Genomic DNA, 23425 nt, shown 5'->3' on the forward strand with positions numbered 1-23425 from the left:
CGCACGGAGACACCCATGCCCATTGCCAATACGCCGACAACCGTTCCCGTCGTGGTCGATGAAGGAAAATGCATTGCCGACAAGGGCTGCACCGTCTGCGTCGACGTCTGCCCGCTCGACGTGCTGCGCATCAGCGACCTGACCGGCAAGGCCTACATGAAATATGACGAGTGCTGGTACTGCATGCCCTGCGAGGCCGATTGCCCGACCGATGCAGTCACCGTCAACATCCCCTATCTGCTGCGCTGAGGAGGAGGACGAGATGGTGTTCGAACCCTTCGAAGACGAGAACGACCTTGAAGATCTGGACGCAAGGTTGTCGGATCCCGATCCGGCGATACGCCGGGTGGCGGTCATGGGTCTGGCCGACACGGCTGATCCGGATGCAATCCCGCTGATCGCCCGGGCCGTTGCCGACAGCAGCGCCGACGTGCGCCTGCAAGCGGCAATCGCGCTTGGCGAATTCGACGGACTGGAGGCTGCGACGGCCTTGTGCCAGGCCCTGCAGGATACCGACAGCAAGGTTTCCAAGACCGCAGCAGACAGCCTCGCTGAGCTCAAGGACCCGAAATCAGCGGATCCGCTACTGGCCCTGACCAACCATGAAGACGCAAAGGTGAGGGAAGGGGCCTTGCTCGGCCTGAAGCAGCTGCGCCGTCCCGATGCCCTGGCCAATGGCATCGAAGGCATGAAGGATCCCGTAACGGCAGTCAGGATCCAGGCTGTCGGGGTTGTCGGATATCTGAAGGCCGAAGAAGCCCTGCCGGCGCTGATCGCCAGCTGCCGGGACGACGACCCGGAGGTGCGTCGCACCGCGGTCGGGGCGCTCGCCTTTTCGAAATCCTCGCATGCCCGGGATGCTCTGCTGACCGCACTCATGGACGAGCATTGGGCCGTTCGCGAGATCGCGGCGGAAGTGCTTGGCAAGATCTCCACGACCGGTGACGGTGGGCCGCTCATTCCGCTGCTCGATGATCCGTATTGGCAGGTCCGGGTCAAGGCCGTGCGCAGCCTGGGAAAACTGAAGGTGACCGCTGCGGTGGCGAAAATCGGCGCGCAGCTCGAAGAGCAGACCTCGAACCTGCGCAAGGAGGCGGCGGCGGCGCTTGGCGAGATTGCCGACAGGTCGGCCCTGCCATTCCTGGAAGACCTCGTGGACGATCCGGATCCGGACGTTCGCAAAAATGTTCGTTGGGCTTTGGGGCAAATTGAGTAACAATGCTGCAGAGCAGCATTTCGGCAAGGGGAGAGGCACAACGTGGGCAGAGGGATGGAAAGGCTGGCGGACCGGACCAGGGCGCATGATGGCAGCCGCCTCCGGGCTACCCCTTCGCTGACCGCAGCCTCTTCCCGTCTGCCGAAATACAGGGAGATTGGCAATACGCTGATGGAGGCCATCCTCGCCGGTGACTATTCGCCGGGAAGCTATCTGCCAAGCGAAAGCGCCTTGATGAAACGTTTCGGGGTCAGCCGGGTCACCATCCGGCTGGCCCTTAACATGTTGCGCGAGGCGAGCCTGATCGTCGGTCATCAGGGCAAGGGCTATTTTGTCTGCACGCTACAGGCCGTCCAGGACCTTGGACGCCTCCAGGGTTTCGGCGAGTTGATGGCGCCCCTCGGGGTCGAAACCCGCTCCGAAGTCCTGTCCGCCGGGATCGTTCCGGCGCCGGGGGATGCGGCAGCAGCGCTCAACCTGAAACGGGGGGAAGACCTGGTCAAGATCCGGCGTATCCGCATCGCCGCACAAGAACCGATGAGCATCGATGTGAGTTATTTTCCGCTCGCCATCGGCCAGAAACTCCTGCAGCTCGATCTTCCTAACATGGACATCTTTGCGCTCATCGAGAACCAGCTCGGCATCGAGATCGGCTTTGCCGACATCACCATGACGGTTATCCCGGTTGAAGCGGACACAAGCCGCCTCCTGAATGTGAAGGAAGGGGATGTCGTGATCCGTACGGAACGCCTGACCTACGACGCATCCGGCAAGCCGATCGATTATGAGCATCTGTTCGTGCGGCCGGATTGTCATCAATTCAAGATCAGGGTGCCAAGATGGTGAAGGTGAACCGGCGCGAAATTCTGCTTGGACTGGCGGCCTGCGCGGCAACCGCGATCCCGGCCCATGGTGCGGAACACGACTTCAGATCGCTCGGGCTGGTGAAACCGCCGCTGGCAATCGAAGCGCCGGAACTGAACGTTCCGGACCTGGCCGGCACCGTTCACCAGATCGGCGATTACCGCGGCAAGACAGTGCTTGTCTCCTTCTGGGCGACATGGTGTCCGCCCTGCCGCAAGGAAATGCCGGCGCTCGCCCGGCTGAGCCGGGAACTGGATCCGGACCGTTTCGCCGTCCTTGCGGTCAATGTCGGCGACCAGGAAGACCGGGTTCGGGATTTCCTGAGCAAGATCGACCATGACGGACTTCCGGTCCTGCTGGATCGGAATACGGACCTTCCGAGCAAATGGTACATTCGCGGCCTACCCGTGACCTATGTTCTGGATGGTGCCGGGCAAGTGATCTATGGTGCCATTGGCGAAAGGGTCTGGGACTCTCCAGCCATGATTTCCGGCCTCAAGTCCTTGAGCTGATCCGGAGAAGAATTCAAAGTATTCATTCCTGCGCGATTTGTATCGGGCAGTGCAGATGTCTTTTCACTAAATTTCCAAAAAGAAAAAAAGCGACCCTTCTTCATTTGGGTTGCTGAAACTTGTCTTTTCTGCCTGAGGTAAAGGTGATCAAATAATACAGGTTTTCCGAACTTGTATTAGAAAAAAGCTTGGCGCGATGCACAAGAACCGCGCACCTTGCCGCTGGGATAAGCGTTTACCCCAAATCCCGCCCCATACTGTCTAACCGAGACAATCGGTCATCCCGATAAATACTTATTCTTGTCAGTAGGTTACGGCTCCAGCCCAAAATACTTCCCGCAAGCTGGCACGGCATTTGCGCCAATAAAACCGTCCTGAGATAGGCGGCACTACTTGAGGGAAGGCTATGAAACACACAACACTTGGATTCGGATTGGGGCTCGCACTTGCGGTCGCACTCCCCAGCATGCCAGCACTGGCCAAAACCATCGACATCGCGATCGGTCACCAGAGCATGTGCACGGATACCTACACCGCGGGCATCGTGGTGAAGGAAAAGAAACTTCTCGAAAAATATCTGCCAAAGGACGGCGCCTATGCGGACGTCGACTACAACATCACCTGGGCAGACTATTCCTCCGGCGGGCCGATCACCAACCAGATGCTGGCCAACAAGCTGAATATCGGCGTGATGGGCGACTATCCGCTGATCGTCAACGGCGCCAAGTTCCAGGAAACGGATTCCCTGCGCACGCTCTATGTCGCCGGAACCGGCTACAATCTGAAGGGCAGCGGCAACGCTGTCGTCGTTCCGGTGGAAAGTGACATCTATTCTTTCGACCAGCTTAAAGGAAAATCGGTGTCGACGCCGGTCGGTTCAGCCGCCTGGGGCATGCTGCTGAAGGCGATGCAGGACGAAGGCATCACGGAAGAGGTGTCGCTGAAGAACCAGAGCCCGGCCGTTGGTGCCGCCAATATCGCGGCAGGCAAGATCGACGCGCACTCCGATTTCTGCCCCTGGTCGGAAATCATGGAATTCCGCGGCACGGGCCGGAAGATCTATGACGGCAGCGAAGCCGGTGTTCCCTACCTCCATGGTGTCGTGGTCCGGCAGGACTTCGCCGAGGAATATCCGGAGGTCGTCACCGCCTTCCTGAAGGCCGTGATCGAAGCCGGCCAGTGGATCGAGGAAAATCCGAGCGAAGCCGTCGACCTGATGGAAAAATGGACCGGCGTGGAGAAAGAGGTTCTCTACATCTACTTCTCAAACGGCGGTCACCTGACACTCGATCCGACCATCAAGGACGGCTGGGTCGATGCCCTGAAGTTCGACCATACGGTCCTGGTGAAGGAAAAGGCGATCCCGCCGCTCGATTTCGATGCCTGGATCACGGAGGATTATATCAAGGCGGCCTATTCCGACCTTGGCCTGGACTACGAAGCCGACAAGGCCACGGTGGTCGATCCGGAAACCGCAAATGCCGGCTTGCCTGTTGAAATCTGGCATTCCCGGGACGGTATCCTGACTTACGAAAGCCTGCCGGACTTCCTCAAGGCCGTTGCCGAGTTCCAGGGTACCGGGGCCAAGCTCAACGCGACCTATGTCTACGACAAGTCGACCGGCCTGAAGCTCTTCGGCAAGACCGCCTATTTCGTCCACGGCGAAGACGGCACCTATGAAACCTTCCTGCGCAAACCGGAGGCGGAAGCCTACGCGGCTGAGGTCAAGGGCGAGGTGATCGACCTGCCGACCGCCGTCGCGGCCTTCGTTCCCACCGAATAATGCGTTGACCCGGGCGCCGCGGCCATTTCCGCGGCGCTCGCAACACCTGCTTTTCGCCCGTTCGCGCCCGGGTCCACAGCCGTCTATTGAGGGAGAGTTTCATGAGTAACTTGGGTCAGGCCACTGATGTGGCCGAAGTCAGGGGTGCGGAGCCGGAGCCCTCCACCCCCACCCAAAGAAAGGAAGACCTGGTCGGTTTCGCGGACGCGCCCGGCCTGTCCGGAAAGGATGTTCTGAAGGCCGTGCGCGGCTGCACGTCGAGCACTTACGACCTTCTGAAGAAACATGGGGTCAGTATCGTATTGAGTCTCGTCTCGCTCGCCGCGGGCATCGTGTTCTGGCAGCTGGCGACGGCTTACAAGGTCGATTTCTACATCAATTTCGAAAACATTCCCTCGCCCGGCAAGGTTTTCGCGGCCTTCTGGACGCACCTTGGCGACGGCGAGTTCTACATCCATATCGGTGTTTCCATGCAGCGGATCCTGATCGGCTATGTCACCGCGTCGGTGATCGGAATTGCCGCGGGTGTTCTGATGGGACGCTCGAAAATCGCCTGGTCGCTGATCTATCCCTATATCGAGGTTCTGCGCCCGATCCCGGCCGTCGCCTGGATCCCGCTCGCTATCCTGATGTGGCCGACCGAGGAAGCCTCGATCATCTACATCACGCTGCTGGGCGCTCTGTTCCCAATCGTTCTCAATACCTTGCACGGAGTTGAGCAGACGCCGGAGGTGCTTGTTCGGGCGGCAAAATCGCTCGGCGCATCCCGGCTACAGATCTTCTGGCACGTTATCCTGCCGGCGGCCCTGCCGAGCATCGCGGCGGGCCTGGCCATCGGCATGGGCGTGAGCTGGTTCTCGCTGCTGGCCGGTGAGATCATCTCCGGCCAGTACGGCATCGGCTATTTCACCTGGAACGCCTACTCGCTGATCAACTACCCGGACATCATCGTCGGCATGCTGGTGATCGGCGGTCTTGGCACACTGTCCACCTACGCAGTGAAAATCGGCATGAAACCACTGCTGGCCTGGCAGAAGAGGGCAAGATGATGGCCCTCGCTCTCGGTTCCAGACTGGCGGTTGCGGCCGGTACGATCCGGTCCAGGCTCGGCCTGTGGCTGGCGCTCACCGCGGGTTTCACGGTGGGCTATTATCTCCTGCTGATGGCGGCACTGATCGTCCGGTTCGGCGCATTGCCAAACTATGCGACCGCCTACAACTGGCCGAAGAATGTGTGGACCATCTTCCGCTCGACGCCCTCCTTCAGCGACGTTCCTCCGATCGTCGCCGAGGAATACCTGCTCGAGTTCGGTTACATGAACTACGACTACGGACACGGCATTTCCGAGTGGGCGCTGAATATCCTGCCCTACAAGGTGATGTTGGTCGCCGTCCTCGCCGGTCTGCTGGCAGTCAACATCCTGCTGCTCAGAGCGAAGAGCGCGTGTTCCACGGCAACGCGGCTCAAGGCGGGCACCGCCACGGGTGTGGGTGCCGGCTTTGTGGCGCTCACCTCGGCCACCATGAGCTGGGTCGTGTGCTGCGCCACGCCATCGTGGATCGTCGGCCTGTCCATGCTCGGTCTCGGTGTCTCGGCGTCCTTCTGGATCGAGCCGATCGGCCCGTATCTCACAATGGGCGGCTATGGCCTGCTCGCGGCGACCGCGCTGGCTCTCGCCACCCCTCCCGGGACACCCGCCACGAGCGCAAGAGATCAGCAAGACAAGATTTCCTCTGCGAAAGGAGTGCATGCATGAACACCCAAGTCGTGTCTCTGACGGAACACATTCCACACCGGGCCCTTGCCGCCTCCAAAAAGGACATCGGCCATATCGTGATCGAGGATGTCGAAATCGTCTTCGGCAAAGGCGCCAACGCCAACCAGGCCGTGACGAAGACTTCACTTGATATCAAGCCCGGAGAATTCGTCTGCATCCTCGGCCCCTCCGGATGCGGAAAATCCACCCTCCTAAGCTCGATCGCCGGATACATCACGCCCACCAGCGGCGTGGTCAGCGTCGATGGCAAACCGGTCAAGGCTCCGGGGCCGGACCGCGGCATGGTGTTTCAGCAGTATTCGCTGTTTCCGTGGAAGACGATCCGCGACAACATAGCCTTCGGGCCAAAGGTTGCCGGTCGGAGCAATGTCGAATGCAGCTCCATCGCCAACACGTTCCTGGAAATGGTCGGCCTGTCCCGGTTCGCAGACAAATATCCCTCGGAGCTTTCCGGCGGCATGCAGCAGCGGGTCGGGATTGCACGGGCACTCGCGAATTACCCCTCGGTGCTCCTCATGGACGAGCCGTTCGGTGCGCTCGATGCCCAGACCCGGCTGATGATGCAGGAAAATCTGCTGTCGATCTGGAGCGAGTTCGGCATCACGGTCGTTTTCGTCACCCATGATGTCGACGAGGCGATCTTTCTGGCGGACCGGGTGCTGGTCATGAGCGCCAGCCCGGGCTCGATCATCGATGATCTTCAGGTCACGCTGCCGCGTCCACGCGACCCGGCGATGGCGACCGGGGCCGAGTTCATGGCGCTGAAGAAGATCTGCCTCGACCAGATCCGTTCCGAAAGCCTGAGAGCTTTCGAACAGCAGAACAGGTGATCCCATGGCGCGTGTTTTCCTGGCATTGGTGCTTTTCCTCCTCCCGCTTGGTGTCGCGGCGCAGGGCGTCCAGGGCGTTATCCTGGACGACCCGGTCAAGGTCGACGACTTCTCCCTGCGTGCACAGGACGGAACCCCGTTCACGCAGGACAGCCTGGCGGGGCAATGGACCCTGATGTTTCTCGGCTACACCCACTGCCCGGATGTCTGTCCGTTCACGCTTGCCAATCTGGAAGCGGTGCGAACCGAACTCTCCCAGATGATGACGCCCGAAAAGCTTCCGGAAGTGGTTTTTCTGGCTGTGGATCCGGACCGGGATGAAGAGCTGCTGGCCGATTATGTCGCGCATTTCGGGATTTCTTTCACCGGCATCACTGGTGAACGGGCGGAAATCGACAAGCTGGTGGCAAGCCTTGACGGCTTCTACCGCCTGGAAAAGTCGGGGGCCGACGACGACGCCTACGACGTCACCCACAGCGCGGCCGTCACCGTAATCAATCCGGACGGTGCCATCACCGCGAAGATCAGCCCGCCTTTTCATCCGGTCAATACCGCGACTTACCTGTTCCGCCACATGCGCGGACTGGACGTCACCAACTGAGAGGAACTTTCCATGCTTGTCAGCAATCTTCGCAGCAAACTCCTCGCTGGAATGGCTTGCGCATTAACTTTGACGGTTCTCTCGCAGGGGCCGGCACTGGCCGGCGGAGACCACACACACGCCCATATGAGCGACCAGAAGATGTCCGGAGTTGTCGTCAGTGAAGCGATGTCACCTGCTGCGGCACCAGGCATTGGCACCATGGCGGTCTATCTGCTCCTGGAAAACACAAGCGGGGCCAATGTCGACCTTGTGGGTGTGGAAAGCCCCGCATTCGCAATGACACATCTTCACAAGACCGCCATGGCTGATGGTCTCATGACCATGGAACCGGTTGCGCAGCTCACCGTGCCCAAGGGAGAGAGCGTCCGGTTTGCCCCGGGCGGTCTTCACATCATGCTGATGGGGGCCGAGCAGACTTACCAACCGGGCGACAGCTTTCCCCTGACCCTCGTTTTCGGCTCCGGGCAAGCGCTCGAGGTTGAGGTGAGTGTCGTAAATCCGGGAGAAATGCCGGTCGACGCTCACGATCACAGCACCATGAAGATGAACTGAGGACCGCTCGGCGTGGCCCGTCAGGGAAAGATCGAGGTAACCGGATTGCCTGCGACAGCAACCCGTCCTCCAGCTCGGAAGACCGCCCTTGCGCTATGCCTCTTTCTGTTGGTCCTCGCCGGCCGAACGACAGCCACGCAGGCGGACATGATCGACACGAGCGGCATGCAGCCATGGGAAACTTGCGGTCTCTGCCATTCCCTGGACGGTATCAGCCGCATGCCGAAGTTTCCGAAACTGGCGGGGCAAAGACCGGCTTACATCATCAAGCAATTTCGGGACTTTCATTCCGGCACGCGGGAAAATGACGGTGGGCAGATGCAGGCGATCACGACCGAGATCGATCCGAACGCTTTGCCGGCGATTGCCGACTATTTCGCACGCCTGGCACCGCCTGAACCTGTTTCCCCGTCAGACGCGGGCAGTCGGCCGAGTGCCGAACAGCTCTTTCGTCAGGGGCGAAGCGATATTCCGGCCTGCCTGTCCTGCCATGGCAGTACGGATCCTGACGTGCCGCTGGCGCCCTGGCTGGAGGCGCAGCACCCGGAATATCTCGTCAAGCAGCTCCAGGACTTTCGGCAGGGGAACCGCGGTAATGATCCAGGTGGCGTCATGCAGACCATCGCTTCCCAGCTGCCGGAGGCGGATATCGAACCCCTGGCCGCCTACATTGCCGCCCAGAAAAGACCGGAGAGGACACCTTGAACAAGATGTTACGTGACCCGAACAGAATGAAGGAACAGGCAGTCGAGGCCCCGGACCGGGTCTCTGCCGTCTATCTGAGCGAAGTGCTTTCCGATCTGGACGAAGGAGCGGATTTCCTCAGCCGGCTGAACGAGACGGACCTTGCCACGGTCAGGTCCGCGGGCTCTGTTGTCCGGTTCGGAAAAGGGGAGGGCGTGTTCTTCCAGGGTGATCGCCACAGCGGTATCTGGCTGATCGAAAAAGGCACGGTGCGAACGTTCTATGCCGGTCCGTCTGGCCGGGAGATCACCCTGGCTCTTTGGACGCGCGGGCATTTCGTCGGCGGGCCCGAAATATTCGGAGGCGGCACGCATATGTGGTCGGCGGACGCGCAGGAAGAAGTCGAACTGCTCTACCTGACCGGCGCGCGCATTCGGCAGCTGATCGACACGATGCCGTCCTTCGCCATCTGCATCATCAACGGGCTGGTGGCCAAGGGAAAATGCTATTCCGCTCTGGTTCAAATGCTGGGAACGCGTTCAGTCACCGAACGCCTTGCGCAATTGCTGATCATTCTTGCGGACACGCACGGCAGATCGGAAGGCAATCGGCTCGTCATCGAGAAAAAGATCACCCATGAACATCTCGCTGCAATTGTCGGCTCAACGCGGCAGTGGGTCACGATGACATTGGACAAGTTCCAGAAGAAGGGTCTGATTTCGGTAAGCAGAAACAAGCTGTCAGTCGAAAACTACGAATTGCTGCATGGCTTGGCAACGTAACGGCTCGAGCCGCTCGCCGACTTCTCTAACAAGCTATATTTTTCAACAACTTACCAGAAATCGCGTAATTTGTATTATGGAATATTAATGCATCTCAAAAGAAAGCAACACGGCTCCGCAATTTTGAGTGAGCGCAGGGCAGCATTTCGTTTCCGTTCGTCGTGTTTGTCGTACCGCGCGAAAGCCAACACGGCCTATCCGTATACTTTCAGCCGTGGACCGGCGGCGCGCTCAAACAGGTCTGCCGCAAATTCTTCGGAGCCTTTCAATGGCCCCAATATGCGGAATTGGTGTTGATGATAGAGACCCCGGTAGGCAGCGTGGGCCAGACGGCCATTGATGGATATATCTGTGTGAAACCACGACTTCAAAGTGCCGACCGTTCCGGCGTCTCCCAGAGACAACAAGGTTCCCTTGTTGCGGAACTCGAACGCGTCTATCGGTTCATTCTTCAGCCAGCGCGGCAGCGCATCAATGAGATGTTCGGCCTGCTCACTGGCGGCTTGCGCGGTCGTCGGAGCCGGGGTGTCGGTAATTGCGCAACAATCGCCAATCGCAAAGATCGCATCCGATTGCGTAGTTTGCAGGGACGGCCTGACACTCCACTGGCCCTTCTTGTTTGTCTCAAGCGCAGCAATGTCACCGGCAATCGCAGGGCCTGAAGTGCCCGTGGCCCAGATCGTCACATCAGCCTTGAACGTCTGGCCCGATTTGGTTTCAACAGCATTTGCCATGACCTTGCAGATCTGTTGACCGGTCTCAACGCGCACACCGGCTGTCTCAAGCTGCTCTCTCACGATAGAGCGAACCTCGTCATCAACACCGCCCAGGATCTGATCGGCTCCTTCGAGAATGGTCACATCGATGGGTGGCAAATCCGAATGCGGCGCCAATGCTGCACAGTGAAGATCATTCTTGAGATGAGCGGCAAGCTCGACACCGGTGGCGCCCGATCCTGCGACAACAATCTGAAACGGCCGGCCGGTGTTGTTGGCGTGATGCGCCAGCAGGCGGTGCGACAGCCGGGAAAACAACGCCTTGGCTCCTTCGACATCATCCAGCATCGCGGCATGTTCGCGGACACCCTCGACGCCGAAATCCGGCGTGCCGCCGCCAATTGCAAGCACCAGAGCCTGATAGCCGATCTGGCGTGGCGGCACGACATGACTTTGCGTGTCTTGCGTCATCGCCGCCAGCGTTATCGTGCGATCCTCAGCCGAGATATCGGCCAGACTGCCTTGCTGAAACGCAAAGCCCCATTTTTCCGCCAAAGTCGCGTAGCCGATCTCGTCAATCTCGCCGGGCCCGCTACCGGCAGCCACCTCATGCAGGCGCGGTTTCCAGATATGGGTTGGGCTCTTGTCGATCAAAAGCAGGTCCGGATGGCCGTTTCTGGCAAGTCCCACCGCCAGTTCCAACCCGCCTGCGCCACCACCGACAATCACAATGGGAAATGTTTGCATTACCTGCCGTCCAGACCTTCTTGAATTCACAACGGTGAGGGTGTTGCCCCTCCTGTTACTCCGCCTTGAAATCGCGATAGACAGGGTGCCACATCCGCGCCTCTACCTCGTCGTCAAGCGCGGCTCCGCCAACTGCTTGTGCCTCTGCCAGCCCTTCGGCCACCGCAGAGCGAGCAACGGCTTTGGCGATCTCGACGGCGACGCGGCGCAATTCCGAGGTGGGTGGCAGCATATGGCCCGGCCCCTCGGTGCTGGTCTTCGCGGTCTGCGCAAGTGCCTTGGCGGCAGCGACAAACATCTGCTCACTCACGCGAGTGGCGCGCGCCGCCAGCACACCAAGCCCGACACCTGGGAAAACATAGGCGTTATTGGTCTGATCGACCGTGTAACTCTTGCCGCCGATCTTGACCGGATCAAACGGGCTGCCCGTACCGATCATCGCCTTGCCATCCGTCCAATCCACGATGTCCTGCGGCCTGGCCTCGGATTTCGAAACCGGGTTGGACAGCGGCAGGATGACCGGGCGCTCGACCTTCGAAGCCATTTCAGTGATGCAGCTCTGGTCAAAGGCACCCGCCTGCCCTGACGTGCCCAGCAAGACGGTGGCCTTGATGTTGCGGAGCACATCGATCAGATCAATCCGGTCCTTGTCAGCACACTCCCAATCCGCGATATCGTCACGTGAGCGCGCAAAGGGTTTCTGGAAATCTTGCAGATCGGCATCGTCCAGCACCAGCCCGTTGGCGTCCATCGCATAGAATCTTGCGCGTGCCTCGGCCTCGCTCAGCCCCTCGTCCTGCATCAGCCGCAGGATCAGACGCCCGATCCCGCATCCGGCAGAGCCTGCGCCAAAGATCACCACAACCTGATCGCCAAGCCCCTCACCCTTCGCCTTGCTTGCCGCCAGCAAGGTGCCGGCCGCGACAGCCGCTGTGCCTTGCACATCGTCGTTGAAGGTGCACAGATGGTCTTTGTAGCGCTCCAGCAGGCGCAGCGCATTGCCGCGCGCAAAATCCTCCCATTGCAGCAACACATGGGGCCAGCGCTTCTTGACGGCAGTGACAAATGCCTCGACGAAATCATCATATTCCTCGCCGCGCACCCGCGCGTGGCGCCAGCCGATATAGCGCGGATCGTTGCGCCGATCTTCATTGTCGGTGCCAGTATCCAGCAGGATCGGCAGTGTCTTGTTCGGGTCGATCCCGCCACAGGCGGTATAAAGCGACAACTTGCCAATCGGGATACCCATGCCGTTGGCGCCCTGATCACCAAGGCCGAGAATCCGCTCGCCATCCGACACCACGATCACCTCCACGGCGTCGAACCGCGGATCGGCAAAGATGTCGTCGAGCTTGCTCTGATCGGGAGGGGAAAGGAACAAGCCGCGCGGATGCTCCCAATGGCGCGAGAATTCCTCGCAGCCCTCGCCCACGGTGGGCGTGTAGATCAATGGCAGTATTTCAGTGAGATGTTCGGAAATGAGTTTGTAGAACAAAACCTCGTTGTCGTCCTGCATCTGGCGCAACCGCAGATATTTCTGGATCGGCACGTCCACCTCATCGAGCGCGATTTTCGCGCGGGCGCATTGGTCTTCCAGCGTTTCGACATGCGGCGGCACCAACCCGCGCACCCCAAACGCATCGCGTTCATCCTCGCGAAAGGCTGTGCCCTTGTTCAACAGCGGATCATCCAGCAGATCGATGCCGCGTTTTGTGACGCGTTGCGCAGAATTGGTTTTATTGGTCATGGTGTCCTCAACGGCGTTGGGCAAGCTTGCGTTTGGTTTCGGCGATCGCCTTGGCCGGATTCAGACCCTTGGGGCAGGCCGAGGTGCAGTTCATGATCGTATGGCAGCGATAAAGGCGAAACGGGTCATCCAGCGCGTCAAGGCGTTCGCCGGTATGGTCGTCACGTGAATCCGCCAGCCAGCGATGAGCCTGCAACAGCACGGCCGGGCCCAGGTATTTGTCGCCGTTCCACCAATAGGAAGGGCATGCGGTCGCGCAGCAGAAACACAGGACGCATTCATAACTGCCGTCGAGTTTTTCGCGGTCTTCGGGTGTTTGCAGGCGCTCTCGCTCGGGTTCCGGACCATCTGCCTTCATCCACGGCTCGATCATTTCATATTGCGCGTAAAGAGTTTCCAGACTGCCGACGAGATCCTTGATGATCTCGAGATGGGGCAGCGGTGTCAGCGTGATCGGGCCGTCACCCTGTTCATCGATATGGGTCAGACAGGCCAGTCCGTTCTTGCCGTTGATGTTCATCGCGCAGGAACCGCAAACCCCTTCGCGGCATGAGCGGCGCAACGCCAGCGAGGGGTCTACCTCGTCGATAATCTTGAGGATCGCATCCAGCACCATCGGCCCGGTTTCGTCCAGATCAAGGGTGAAGCTGTCCATTCGCGGGTGATCGTCGCTCGCCGGATCGAAGCGGTAGACGCGAAACTCACGGGGTTTCTTCGCATCACTCGGGCTATCCCAGGTTTTACCTTGCCCGAGGCGCGAATTAGGCGGCAGACGGAACTCGGCCATTGCAGACCTCCTTTTCTTCAGATTTTGCGCTCGGTAGGCGGAAAGGGTTTGGCATCATCGCGCCCGGTTTCCAGATGCACCGGGCGGTAGTCGATCTCGACCTTGCGTGCCTCGTCCAACCACGCGACGGTGTGTTTCAGCCAGCCCTCGTCGTCGCGTTCCTCATAGTCATCGCGCAGATGGGCGCCCCTGCTTTCGGTGCGATTGAGGGATGATTGCGCGACCACAATGGACTGGTCATAAAGGTTCTTAACCTCATGCGCGGTCATCAGCTCCATGTTCCAATGCAGGTCGGGGCTGGTGCAACCGATATCATCGATACCATCGGCCAGTTCGGCCATTGCGTCGATCCCTTCCTGCATCGTCTCCTCGTCGCGAAAGACGCCAAAGTGCTTTTGCATGATCGCTTGTGACTTCGCTCGCAATTCGCCCGCGTTTGCGCCGGCGGCGTTGTGGCGCAAGGCGTCAAAGCGCGACAGCGCGGCCTCTTCGGTAGCCTTCGGGGCGGGCGGCACGTCTTCGTCCTTGTTCACTATCTCGGCCGCGCGCAGGGCGGCAGCGCGCCCGAAGACGATGATATCAAGCAAGCTGTTCGTTCCCAGCCGGTTCGCGCCATGCACCGAAACACAGGCGGCCTCGCCGATACACATCAGGCCTGGCACAATCGCATCCGGGCCACCCCGGCGAGGATCGATCACCTCGCCGTGGATATTGGTGGGAATCCCGCCCATGCAGTAATGCGCGGTCGGTACGACAGGAACCGGCTCCTTGCGTGCGTCGATCCCCTTGAACACCCGGATCGTCTCAAGAATTCCGGGCAACTTCTTCTCAAGCACCTCGTCGTCAAGATCTTCCAGGTGAAGCTCGATATAATCCCCGTTCTCGCCGCATCCCCGGCCCTCGCGCATTTCTACCCCCTCGGCATGGGAGACGATATCGCGGCTGGCGAGATCCTTTTCGTGGGGGGCGTACTTGGGCATGAACCGCTCGCCCTCGGAATTGGTGAGGTAGCCTCCCTCACCCCGCGCGCCCTCGGTGATCAGCACGCCCGGGCCTTTAAGGCCGGTGGGGTGAAACTGAACGAACTCGCCATCCTGAAGCGGTATACCCGCGCGCAACGCCATCGCTCCACCATCGCCCGTGCAGGTGTGCGCCGACGTGCAGCTTTCATAGATTCGGCCGTATCCCCCCGTCGCCAGCACCGTCTGCTTGCCTCGAAAGCGATGAATCGTGCCATCGACCAGCGAAAAAGCCATGAACCCGCGACAAGTGCCGTCTTCATCCATCAGCAAATCGGTGGCGAAATACTCCACAAAGAACTGGGCCCGCCGTTTCAGGCATTGTTGGTACAGAGTGTGCAAAACGGCGTGTCCGGTGCGATCCGCCGCAGCGCAAGAGCGCGCGGCCATCTCGCCTTCGGCGCAATGGGTGGTATGGCCGCCGAACTTGCGCTGATAAATCCGCCCATCTTCGGTTCGCGAAAACGGCACGCCCATATGTTCCAGCTCAACGACTGCCGGAATTGCCTCGTGGCACAGATAGGCGATCGCATCCTGATCGCCGAGCCAGACAGACCCTGCCACAGTGTCATACATATGCCAGTGCCAATCATCCTCCTTGATGTTGCCAAGGGCCGCGGCGATGCCGCCCTGTGCCGCCGCCGTGTGGCTGCGCGTGGGAAACACCTTGGTGACGCAGGCCGTTGAGAGCCCCGCCTCGGCCATGCCCAACGTTGCCCGCAAGCCCGCGCCACCGGCTCCAAGGACAACAACATCGAAAGCATGATCGATGACTTGATAGGAACGGGCCATGGGTCAGCCTCCGATATGTGTGAAAATGAGAACAGCCAGCCCAACGACAGTGGCAAGCGCCGAAAGCGCGGCAATCGCGTAAACAAGGGCGATGGATGCCACGCGCCAGCCCTCGGAATGGACGTAATCTTCCAGGATGACGCGAAATCCGATCGTGCCGTGGCGCAGCGCAACGAGCACAAAGGCGCCGATAAGCGCCGCATTCCAGGGCGCACCAAGCCAGGCAGCGGCAGTGGTGGCAGGCGCATGCAACATGCTGAGGATCGAGACAAGAAACCAGAGCGCCAACGGGATCAGGGCCAGCGCCGTCATGCGTTGCACCGTCCAGATCGCAGCCCCCGTGCCCGAAGCACCGAGTGCGGTTGCGCGGCGATAGGCGGTGCGCTGCGCGAGCCGTGTCAACAATGAGGGATCGGTCTGGGTACGTGCGACCTTGATTTCGTCTTTTTGTTTGTCGTTCTGATTTTGCTGATCGTCGTTCTTCGCGGTGTCTTTGGCCGCATCATCCGCCTCGCTTTTTTTATCAGTGTTTTTCGCGTCACTCATTGCCGCCCCCTCACAAAATCACCACAATCCAGACAATCACCGTCAGCAACAGTGCCCCCCCTACGGCGGCCTTTCCACTGCGCCGTACGCTGTCCATCTCAAAGCCCATACCGGCATCCCAGAACAGATGACGCACCCCGTTGCAAAGGTGGAAACCAAGCGCGAAGGTCCAGCCAAACAGCGCGAGATACCCAAGCCACGACGTGAGCAGCCAATGCGTCACGCTTTGAGCGCTGCCCCCCAACGCAAGCGCGGTAATCCACCACGCAAGTCCCACGGCGCCCAAGCCCAGCACGATCCCGGTTGCGCGGTGCAGCACAGACAAGATCGAGGTGATTTCGGGTCGGTAGTGTTGCAGATGCGGTGAAAGCGGTCGCGTCGTGGAGCGTGCTGTCATGTCCATTTCTCCATCCTGTCAGGCACCGCCAATCCCATCGCCGATCATGGCGCTCGGATCGGCAATACGGTCAAATTCGGGGCCGGTGAGGTAACCCAGCTTCAGCGTGGCCTCACGAAGGGTCAGGTCGTTTTCTTCGGCCAGATGTGCAATCTCGGCGGCGCGGTCATAGCCGATCTCGGGGCTGAGCGCGGTCACCAGCATCAGTGAGCGTTCCAGATATCCTGCAATCACCTCTTTGCGCGGGGCGATCCCTTCGACCGCGAAACGGCAGAAATTGGTCGTACCATCGCCCAGCAGGTCAATCGCATGCAGCACATTTGCCGTGATGATCGGGCGCATCGCGTTGAGCTGGAAATTCCCCATCCCCCCCGCCATTCCGACCGCTGTGTCCAACCCGATGATTTGCAGGCAGATCATCATCATCGCCTCGCATTGCGTGGGGTTGACCTTGCCCGGCATGATCGAGCTGCCCGGTTCCGTCTCGGGCATGTGAAGTTCGGCCAGGCCGCAGCGCGGACCCGACGCCAGCCAGCGCAGATCGTTGGCGATTTTCATCACTGACACCGCCAAACCCCGTAGCGCCGACATCACCGCTACCATCGGGTCAAGCGAGGCCTGGGCTGCAAACTTGTTGGGGGCCGTGATGAAGGGTTGTCCGGTGAGAGTTGCGATTTCGGATGCTATCGCCTCTGAGAATCCCGACGGCGCGTTCAAGCCCGTGCCCACCGCAGTTCCCCCTGCGGCCAACCGGTAGAGCCCATCTCGTGCCTGGCGCAACCGCTCGAGCCCGTCACGCAGCATCGCGCCATGACCAGACCATTCCTGGCCCACCGACAGCGGCACTGCATCTTGCAAGTGGGTGCGCCCGATCTTTGGCATATCGGCCCAGTCCTGCGCCCGCTGCTCGAACACGCTGGCCAAAGCCTCGATCGCAGGAAAGACCTGCGCATGCAGCGCCAGGACAGTCGCGATATGCATCGCGCTCGGGAAAGTGTCGTTTGACGACTGTCCCATATTGACGTGATCGTTGGGATGCACCGGATCCTTGCTGCCCAATGTCCCGCCAAGGATCTGGATTGCGCGGTTGGAAACGACCTCGTTGATGTTCATGTTCGATTGCGTGCCAGAGCCGGTCTGCCAGACAAAAAGCGGATAATGCGCATCCAGCTTTCCAGCGATGGTCTCGTCACACGCTTGTATGATGGCAGCGGCAAGCGTTGGATCAAGACGGCCTGCGTCCGCGTTAATCTTGGCGGCGGCCTTCTTGACGTAGCCATAAGCATGATAGACCTGCTTTGGCATCCGATCACCGGCAATCGAGAAATGAACCAGCGAGCGTTGGGTCTGCGCGCCCCAATAGCGATCAGCGGGCACCTCGATTTCACCCATGGAATCGCTTTCCGTCCGCGTGCCCCGCGCGCTCAGCCCGATAGGCGGCAGAGGGTGAGCTAGCGTAAGCGGTGAGGAATCAGGACGCATTGGGCAGCGTCTCCTGTTTGTGATGAAGATAAATCGAATTCTTGACGGTAACGCTCCGACACTCTCCGGGTTCCCGAGAGATCGATCAAGTTAACATCTGGTCATGTGACACACTCATCGTATTGCCTGCCGTAAAGGCACGCCAATACGGGGACCGCTGTTGAGAACACGGCATCATCGTTTCCTGTGAGACGGTCCGTTGCCGGGCAAGGAAGTTCGGATCGAAATATGCCGGCCGATTAACCTGACATCACGACCATGCCTTCAAGATGACACCATGAACCGGAAAATGTCGGCTATCGCTACGCATCGAAACAACTTGACGATGCAACCATGACGATTAGCACGCGGATACAACTGCAAGAGAGCTCATTGTCAATTTCGCTACGTAATCAGTTGCAAAACCAGAATTTTTTTTTAAAACTCTCAAAAGTGCGGAGCGAATATTTACTGATTGGTTCATGTTTTCTTCGGATGCGCTGCCGTGCCAACATCCTGCTGGCGCGAATTGCAACTCAAACCTTGAACCTGGCTGGAGGGGTCGAATGCCATCGATCGGTACAAATGTGACCAACGCCCGCGGAAGCGGTGATTGGCGGAACGCTGGATGTTCCGGGGGCGACCTGAGCGGCCCGGCATCAATGACCCGAAAGGCAAACGCCCACCCGACTACCGGAGCCCTGACAGCATGAGCCCTCGTCACTGCGCAATCTTGCCTCGCGGATGGAGGTGGGCGGTCACCATTCTTTCTGGTGTGGCAGTGTTGACCGGATGGTCGGACGTGACCGTCGCCGCGGATATTTTCAGCCCGATAGGTCCGGTGTTGGAGGATCAGTCGACCCATCTGCTGCGGGCATCGCTGATCGCCCTCGTGGCGGTTCTGCCCGCGATCCTCCTTCTCCCGATCATGCTCTGGCGCTACCGGATCGGTGGAAACGCGCGCTACACGCCCCAGTGGGAGTTCAACAAATGGTACGAAATGGCCATCTGGGGGGTACCGGTTCTGGTGATTTGTGTACTGGCGTACTGGCTTGCCCAGTCGACGCTCAAGTACGATCCCTACACACCCCTGGGGGAAAATCCGCTGGAGATCGACCTTGTGGGCATCGATTTCCGCTATCTCGCGATCTACCCGGACCAAGGGGTCGCCGCGCTGGACGAGATCGTCATCCCGGCCAACCGTCCCGTTACATTCCGGCTGACCACTGACACGAACATGCAAAGTTTCCTGCCGAACGGCTTTGCCGGGCAGATCTACGCGATGCCGGGGATGGTCACCAAACTGAACCTGGCCGCCAATCAAGAGGGTGAGGGTACCGCGACCCAGACCCAGTTCAACGGCTACGGTTTCGCGAACATGCGGGTGCCCATGCGCGCCGTTTCGGACGCGCAATTCGATGCCTGGGTCAATGGTGCTGCCGGCGAAACGGTCGATGCCGAAAGCTACGTCAAGCTGCTCGTCTCCGGAGACAGCGCGAAGGAGTACAACTCCAATACGCCCGCGCTTCGACCTCTGGCCGATACCTGTCTCTTCGACCGCGTGGTGGCCCGCTATCATCAGGGCACGCCCGTACCGCCGGAGGCGCAGCCGGGCAGCACAGTCTTCGATCCCGCGAAAGGCGCCTTGCCCGATGGACCTTGTGACAAGCTGTTGGCCAACAGCCACTTCAACATGAGCCAGATGGGCAATATGCACCACGATACCGCCACAGATCCCACCGGGTCCGACCAGTAGAAGCGACAGAACATGGAACACTTTATTTTTGGTCGTCTCGGCTGGGACGACATCGCGATCTTCGACGTTTTCCGCGACCCCACGGCCAGCAACATCGTCGGCAGCTCCGCTGGCTGGCTGGCCGTCATCGGTGCGGTGATCGTCGCCGCTTTGCTGCTGATCAAGGGCTGGTGGAAGCCGCTGCTGTTTACCTGGTTGAACACCACCGACCACAAGAAGATCGGCATCATGTATATCGTCGTGGGCCTTGTCATGTTCGCGCGCGGTGTGGCCGAAGGCGTTGTGATGCGCTCGCAATATGTGACCTCCTACCAGGGGGGCTACCTGACGCCAGATCACTTCTCCGAGCTTTTCTCGACCCACGGCACCATCATGATCTTCTTCGTCTTGATGCCGTTCCTGATCGGCTTCATGAACCTTTTGGTGCCGCTGCAGATCGGGGCGCGCGACGTGGCCTTCCCGCGTCTCAATCAGATCAGCCTCGGCTTCACCATCGTCGGCGCGATGCTGTTGATGATCAGCCTCGTGGTCGGACAGTTCGCAACCGGCGGATGGACCGGTTATCCGCCCTATACCGGCGTCGCCTTCCAACCAGGAACCGGGCCGGATTACTGGATCTGGTCACTGGGCCTGTCTGGTATCGGAACGGTGCTGACCGGCCTGAACTTTGCCGTGACCATCTACAAGATGCGCTGCCCGGGCATGACCTTTTTACGGATGCCGATCTTCGTCTGGACGGCGCTCTGCACCTCCATCCTCCTGATCTTCGCGCTTCCCCCACTGACGGCCGTGGTCATCATGCAGGCGCTTGATCGCTACCTCGATTTTCACTTCTTCACCAACGACCTTGGCGGAAACATGATGAACTTCGCCAACCTGTTCTGGATGTTCGGCCATCCGGAGGTCTATATCCTGATCCTGCCCGCCTTCGGCCTTTACTCCGAGTTCACGGCGATCTTCTCGGGCAAGCGCATCTACGGCTACATGTCACTGGTCATCGCGACGATGGCCATCGCCGTGCTGTCCTTCACTGTCTGGCTGCACCACTTCTTTACCATGGGACAAAGCCCGACGATCAACGTTGCCTTCGGCATCGCCACCATGCTGATCGCGATCCCCACGGGGGTGAAGGTCTATGTCTGGATCGCAACGCTTTGGGGCGGACGGATCCGGATACGCACGCCAATCATCTATCTTGCGGGGTTCATCGTCTTCTTCGCTGTGGGCGGTTACACCGGCATCCTGCTGGCCAACCCGACGGTCAACTTTGCCGTGCACAACAGCCAGTTCGTCGTCGCGCATTTCCACAACGTGCTGCTGCCGGGCACGCTCTTCGCCGTGCTTGCCAGCATCTACGTCTGGTTTCCGAAGTTCTTTGGCTTCCGGCTGGACGAACGCTGGTCGGCGACGGCTGCCTGGCTCTTCATCATCGGGTTCACCTTCGCGTTCATGCCGCTTTACATGGTCGGGCTGATGGGCCTGCCTCGGCGCAGCCCGGCCTTCGATGATCCCAGCTACATTCCCTACATGATCGTGACGATGGTTGGGGCGCTCTGCGTGCTCGCGGCCCTGGGTACGCTGATCGGCAGCTTCGTGGTCTCGGCACTGCGACGCGATACTCTTGCGGTGCCAGGTGGCGACCCTTGGGACGGGCGCACCCTGGAATGGGCCTCGCCCGCACCGGTGCCGGAGTGGAACTTCGCCTTCATCCCCACGGTGAACAGCCAGGATGCTTTCGCCAAAGAGAAAGCGGCAGGCACCGCCTACGAGATCGACTGCGACACCTACGAGGACGTCGAGCTTTCACCGACCAGCTGGATAGGCCTGAACATCATCGTCTTCGGGACACTGTTTGGTTTTGCCATGGTGTTCTGGATCTGGTGGCTGGCCGTGCTGTCTGCACTTGCGTTGCTGACCCATTCCATCGGCCTCGGCTTCGTGCGCGACAAGGGCGAGATCATCCCCGCGTCTGTGATCGAGCGGACCGAGAAAGACTGGATCGCCCTGGCCGCAGAAGGCCCGGGCACCGAGCGTCGTGACGAGGTATCGCCCAGCAACCGCGGCATTGCCGCCCGCATTTCGGAGGCGTGAGATGACGACGTCGAACACCAACCTCAGACGCCATCCAGGGCTGAACCTTGGCCCTTCCCACGGAAAAGCCCACGAAGAAGCCGAATCCGTCGTATTCGGGTTCTGGGTCTTCCTGATGAGCGATCTCGTCACATTCGCGATGTTTTTCGCAATCTATGCGACGTCGATCCAGGCAACCGCAGGAGGACCGGGCAACGCGGACATCGTCGATGTGACCAGCATCGCACTCCAAACCGGATCGCTGCTGATCAGCTCACTGCTCTTCGGCGTCGCAACCGTCGCGATGAAATATCATTCCTCCAAACGTGTTGTGATCCTCTGGCTTCTGGCTTCCTTGGCTTTCGGTCTGTGCTTCCTCGGTCTCGAAATCCGCGACTTCATAGATGCGGCGGAAAAGGGGGCAGTCCCGATGCGCTCGAGCTATCTCAGCTCCTATTGGGCGCTGGTCGGGTTGCACGGGCTGCATGTGAGCGTGGGCAGCCTGATGATCCTGGTTGTCTGCGTCCAGATCGCCTTCTTCGGCTTTGCCAGCGACGTCAAGACACGGGTGCTCCGGCTGGGGCTCTACTGGCACTTTCTCGACATCATCTGGATCGGGATCTTCTCGGTCGTCTTTCTTCCGGGGCTACTGTCATGAACAACAAGGACGAACGCGCGCACGACCTGCGCATGTATTTCACGGGCTTCATTGCCGCCGTCATCCTGACTGCCCTGTCGTTCCTGACCGCGATCCTGCAACCCTTCGGCTCCGTCGGAATCTTCGCGTCCCTCGCGGTGCTGGCAGCGGTGCAGATAGCCGTCCACTTCCGCTTCTTCCTGCACATCGACGTGTCGCGGCAGAAACGCGAGGAGCTGCAGCTCATCCTGTTCACCGGGCTGATCATCCTCATCATGGTCGCCGGAACAGTCTGGGTCCTCGGCAATCTCATGACGCGCATGATGTAACAGTATCCGGGCGGCCCCCTGACGCATTCTTCGGGCCGACCGGATTTGCTCGTACCAACTCCGCTGCAAGGGAAAGTTCAAATTTCTCGTGCTGCGGAGTTTTACGATATCAAGACCAAATTCAGTGACAGGGGACGCGTCCCATGTGTTTTTCCGCCGAAGTGAATTTTGTGGCCAGCGCCGCCATTGGCGCGGTCGGGGTCGCAACGCTCACCCATGTCCGTCATCCACGCCATGTCCTCTTTGCCGCGATGCCGCTTTTCTTCGCGTTGCATCAGTTCACCGAGGGATTCGTCTGGCTCGGACTTGACGGGACAATTGGTGAAACCGCGCGCGATCATGCTGCGTTTTTGTTCCTGCTTTATGCACAGGGACTGCTGCCGATATTGATGTCGCTGTCCGTTTTCCTGCTGGAAGATGTCGGCTGGCGCCGCATGGTATTGGCGGCAATCACCCTGATTGCCCTTGTTTTCGGGGCCTACATGATCTGGGGTGTCATGTCGTACCCGACGTCGTGCTACGTCGAGAACAGGTCGATCGTCTATTCCAACCCGGTAACTGAAACGACGTGGACAGGCATTGCCTATATCTTTGTCACCTGCGGCGCACTCGTTCTGTCGAGCTTCCGCGTGGTTCGGTGGTTCGGGGTCTACAACCTGGTCGGGCTCACGATCATCATCCTTGCCAAATCTTACGCCTTCTCCTCGGTCTGGTGTTTTTACGCCGCGGTGATCAGTGTCATGCTCTACTGGCAGTTCCGAAACGGAAAGATCCTGTCCTCGTCCGTCCCTTGATAAGGGCAGGTTCCCCTGCCCGC

At 59.7% G+C, this 23425-nt stretch carries 24 protein-coding genes; 17 read left to right on the plus strand and 7 right to left on the minus strand.

Features of this window, described 5'->3' with window-relative positions; genetic code table 11:
- Positions 1-15 precede the first annotated feature (15 nt).
- The 12 genes from AC2A6O_RS26075 (at position 16) to AC2A6O_RS26130 (ending at position 9604) form a co-directional block, all read left to right on the plus strand.
- Positions 16-249: a 4Fe-4S dicluster domain-containing protein gene (locus AC2A6O_RS26075; protein WP_148587465.1), complete on the plus strand. Its 234-nt coding sequence runs from the start codon at positions 16-18 to the stop codon at positions 247-249.
- Between the two features lie 13 nt (positions 250-262).
- Positions 263-1216 carry a HEAT repeat domain-containing protein gene (locus AC2A6O_RS26080; RefSeq protein ID WP_148587464.1) on the plus strand — a complete coding sequence of 318 codons (954 nt, stop codon included), beginning with the start codon at positions 263-265 and terminating at the stop codon, positions 1214-1216.
- A 54-nt stretch (positions 1217-1270) separates the two neighbouring features.
- Positions 1271-2062: a GntR family transcriptional regulator gene (locus AC2A6O_RS26085; RefSeq protein ID WP_498931486.1), complete on the plus strand. Its 792-nt coding sequence runs from the start codon at positions 1271-1273 to the stop codon at positions 2060-2062.
- Positions 2056-2592 (plus strand): TlpA family protein disulfide reductase, encoded by a 537-nt coding sequence (locus AC2A6O_RS26090; RefSeq protein ID WP_498931488.1) that lies wholly within the window; start codon positions 2056-2058, stop codon positions 2590-2592. Before AC2A6O_RS26085 ends, AC2A6O_RS26090 begins: the two co-directional genes overlap by 7 nt.
- Positions 2593-2998: 406 nt before the next feature.
- A complete protein-coding gene (locus AC2A6O_RS26095; RefSeq protein WP_498931490.1) occupies positions 2999-4375 on the plus strand; it encodes an ABC transporter substrate-binding protein in 1377 nt (458 codons plus the stop codon).
- A 101-nt stretch (positions 4376-4476) separates the two neighbouring features.
- Complete coding sequence (locus AC2A6O_RS26100) at positions 4477-5424, plus strand: ABC transporter permease (protein WP_498931492.1); 948 nt, start codon at positions 4477-4479, stop codon at positions 5422-5424.
- On the plus strand, positions 5421-6131 hold the full coding sequence (locus tag AC2A6O_RS26105) for a hypothetical protein (RefSeq protein ID WP_498931494.1): 711 nt from the start codon (positions 5421-5423) through the stop codon (positions 6129-6131). The genes AC2A6O_RS26100 and AC2A6O_RS26105 overlap by 4 nt, the downstream gene beginning before the upstream one ends.
- Positions 6128-6982 carry an ABC transporter ATP-binding protein gene (locus AC2A6O_RS26110; RefSeq protein ID WP_148587459.1) on the plus strand — a complete coding sequence of 285 codons (855 nt, stop codon included), beginning with the start codon at positions 6128-6130 and terminating at the stop codon, positions 6980-6982. Before AC2A6O_RS26105 ends, AC2A6O_RS26110 begins: the two co-directional genes overlap by 4 nt.
- A 4-nt stretch (positions 6983-6986) precedes the next feature.
- Positions 6987-7583: an SCO family protein gene (locus AC2A6O_RS26115; RefSeq protein WP_498931496.1), complete on the plus strand. Its 597-nt coding sequence runs from the start codon at positions 6987-6989 to the stop codon at positions 7581-7583.
- Between the two features lie 12 nt (positions 7584-7595).
- Positions 7596-8138 (plus strand): copper chaperone PCu(A)C, encoded by a 543-nt coding sequence (locus tag AC2A6O_RS26120; protein ID WP_498931498.1) that lies wholly within the window; start codon positions 7596-7598, stop codon positions 8136-8138.
- A 147-nt stretch (positions 8139-8285) separates the two neighbouring features.
- On the plus strand, positions 8286-8843 hold the full coding sequence (locus AC2A6O_RS26125) for a c-type cytochrome (protein WP_498931500.1): 558 nt from the start codon (positions 8286-8288) through the stop codon (positions 8841-8843).
- A 5-nt stretch (positions 8844-8848) separates the two neighbouring features.
- Complete coding sequence (locus AC2A6O_RS26130; RefSeq protein ID WP_498931638.1) at positions 8849-9604, plus strand: Crp/Fnr family transcriptional regulator; 756 nt, start codon at positions 8849-8851, stop codon at positions 9602-9604.
- Between the two features lie 194 nt (positions 9605-9798).
- Here the strand turns inward: AC2A6O_RS26130 and AC2A6O_RS26135 are convergent, their stop codons facing one another.
- Genes AC2A6O_RS26135 through fumC form a run of 7 tightly spaced genes read right to left on the minus strand, consistent with a single transcriptional unit; the run spans position 9799 to position 17837 of the window.
- Positions 9799-11067 (minus strand): NAD(P)/FAD-dependent oxidoreductase, encoded by a 1269-nt coding sequence (locus AC2A6O_RS26135; RefSeq protein WP_498931502.1) that lies wholly within the window; start codon positions 11065-11067, stop codon positions 9799-9801.
- Positions 11068-11122: 55 nt separating this feature from the next.
- The gene (locus AC2A6O_RS26140) at positions 11123-12814 is read right to left on the minus strand and encodes an NAD-dependent malic enzyme (RefSeq protein ID WP_498931504.1); all 1692 of its coding nucleotides are present in this window, start codon (positions 12812-12814) and stop codon (positions 11123-11125) included.
- Positions 12815-12821: 7 nt separating this feature from the next.
- Positions 12822-13601, minus strand: coding sequence for a succinate dehydrogenase iron-sulfur subunit (locus AC2A6O_RS26145; RefSeq protein ID WP_498931506.1), 780 nt, complete (start codon positions 13599-13601; stop codon positions 12822-12824).
- A 17-nt stretch (positions 13602-13618) separates the two neighbouring features.
- Entirely contained in the window at positions 13619-15412 is a 1794-nt protein-coding gene (gene sdhA, locus AC2A6O_RS26150; RefSeq protein ID WP_148587452.1) for a succinate dehydrogenase flavoprotein subunit, read from the minus strand.
- A 3-nt stretch (positions 15413-15415) separates the two neighbouring features.
- Entirely contained in the window at positions 15416-15958 is a 543-nt protein-coding gene (sdhD, locus tag AC2A6O_RS26155; RefSeq protein WP_498931508.1) for a succinate dehydrogenase, hydrophobic membrane anchor protein, read from the minus strand.
- Positions 15959-15968: 10 nt separating this feature from the next.
- Positions 15969-16355 (minus strand): succinate dehydrogenase, cytochrome b556 subunit, encoded by a 387-nt coding sequence (gene sdhC / locus AC2A6O_RS26160; RefSeq protein WP_498931510.1) that lies wholly within the window; start codon positions 16353-16355, stop codon positions 15969-15971.
- Positions 16356-16373: 18 nt separating this feature from the next.
- On the minus strand, positions 16374-17837 hold the full coding sequence (fumC, locus tag AC2A6O_RS26165; RefSeq protein WP_498931512.1) for a class II fumarate hydratase: 1464 nt from the start codon (positions 17835-17837) through the stop codon (positions 16374-16376).
- Between the two features lie 763 nt (positions 17838-18600).
- Here fumC and AC2A6O_RS26170 point away from each other — a divergent pair.
- From AC2A6O_RS26170 to AC2A6O_RS26190, 5 genes are all read left to right on the plus strand, one after another.
- A complete protein-coding gene (locus tag AC2A6O_RS26170) occupies positions 18601-19572 on the plus strand; it encodes a cytochrome c oxidase subunit II (protein WP_498931514.1) in 972 nt (323 codons plus the stop codon).
- A 12-nt stretch (positions 19573-19584) separates the two neighbouring features.
- Positions 19585-21663 (plus strand): cbb3-type cytochrome c oxidase subunit I, encoded by a 2079-nt coding sequence (locus AC2A6O_RS26175; protein WP_498931516.1) that lies wholly within the window; start codon positions 19585-19587, stop codon positions 21661-21663.
- 1 nt (position 21664) lies between these two features.
- Complete coding sequence (locus tag AC2A6O_RS26180) at positions 21665-22300, plus strand: cytochrome c oxidase subunit 3 (RefSeq protein ID WP_148587446.1); 636 nt, start codon at positions 21665-21667, stop codon at positions 22298-22300.
- A complete protein-coding gene (cyoD, locus tag AC2A6O_RS26185; protein ID WP_148587445.1) occupies positions 22297-22608 on the plus strand; it encodes a cytochrome o ubiquinol oxidase subunit IV in 312 nt (103 codons plus the stop codon). Before AC2A6O_RS26180 ends, cyoD begins: the two co-directional genes overlap by 4 nt.
- Before the next feature lie 143 nt (positions 22609-22751).
- Positions 22752-23402 carry a DUF6629 family protein gene (locus AC2A6O_RS26190; RefSeq protein WP_148587444.1) on the plus strand — a complete coding sequence of 217 codons (651 nt, stop codon included), beginning with the start codon at positions 22752-22754 and terminating at the stop codon, positions 23400-23402.
- The last annotated feature ends 23 nt before the right edge of the window (positions 23403-23425 follow it).

The sequence above is a fragment of the Labrenzia sp. ATLA3 genome, from assembly GCF_057180185.1.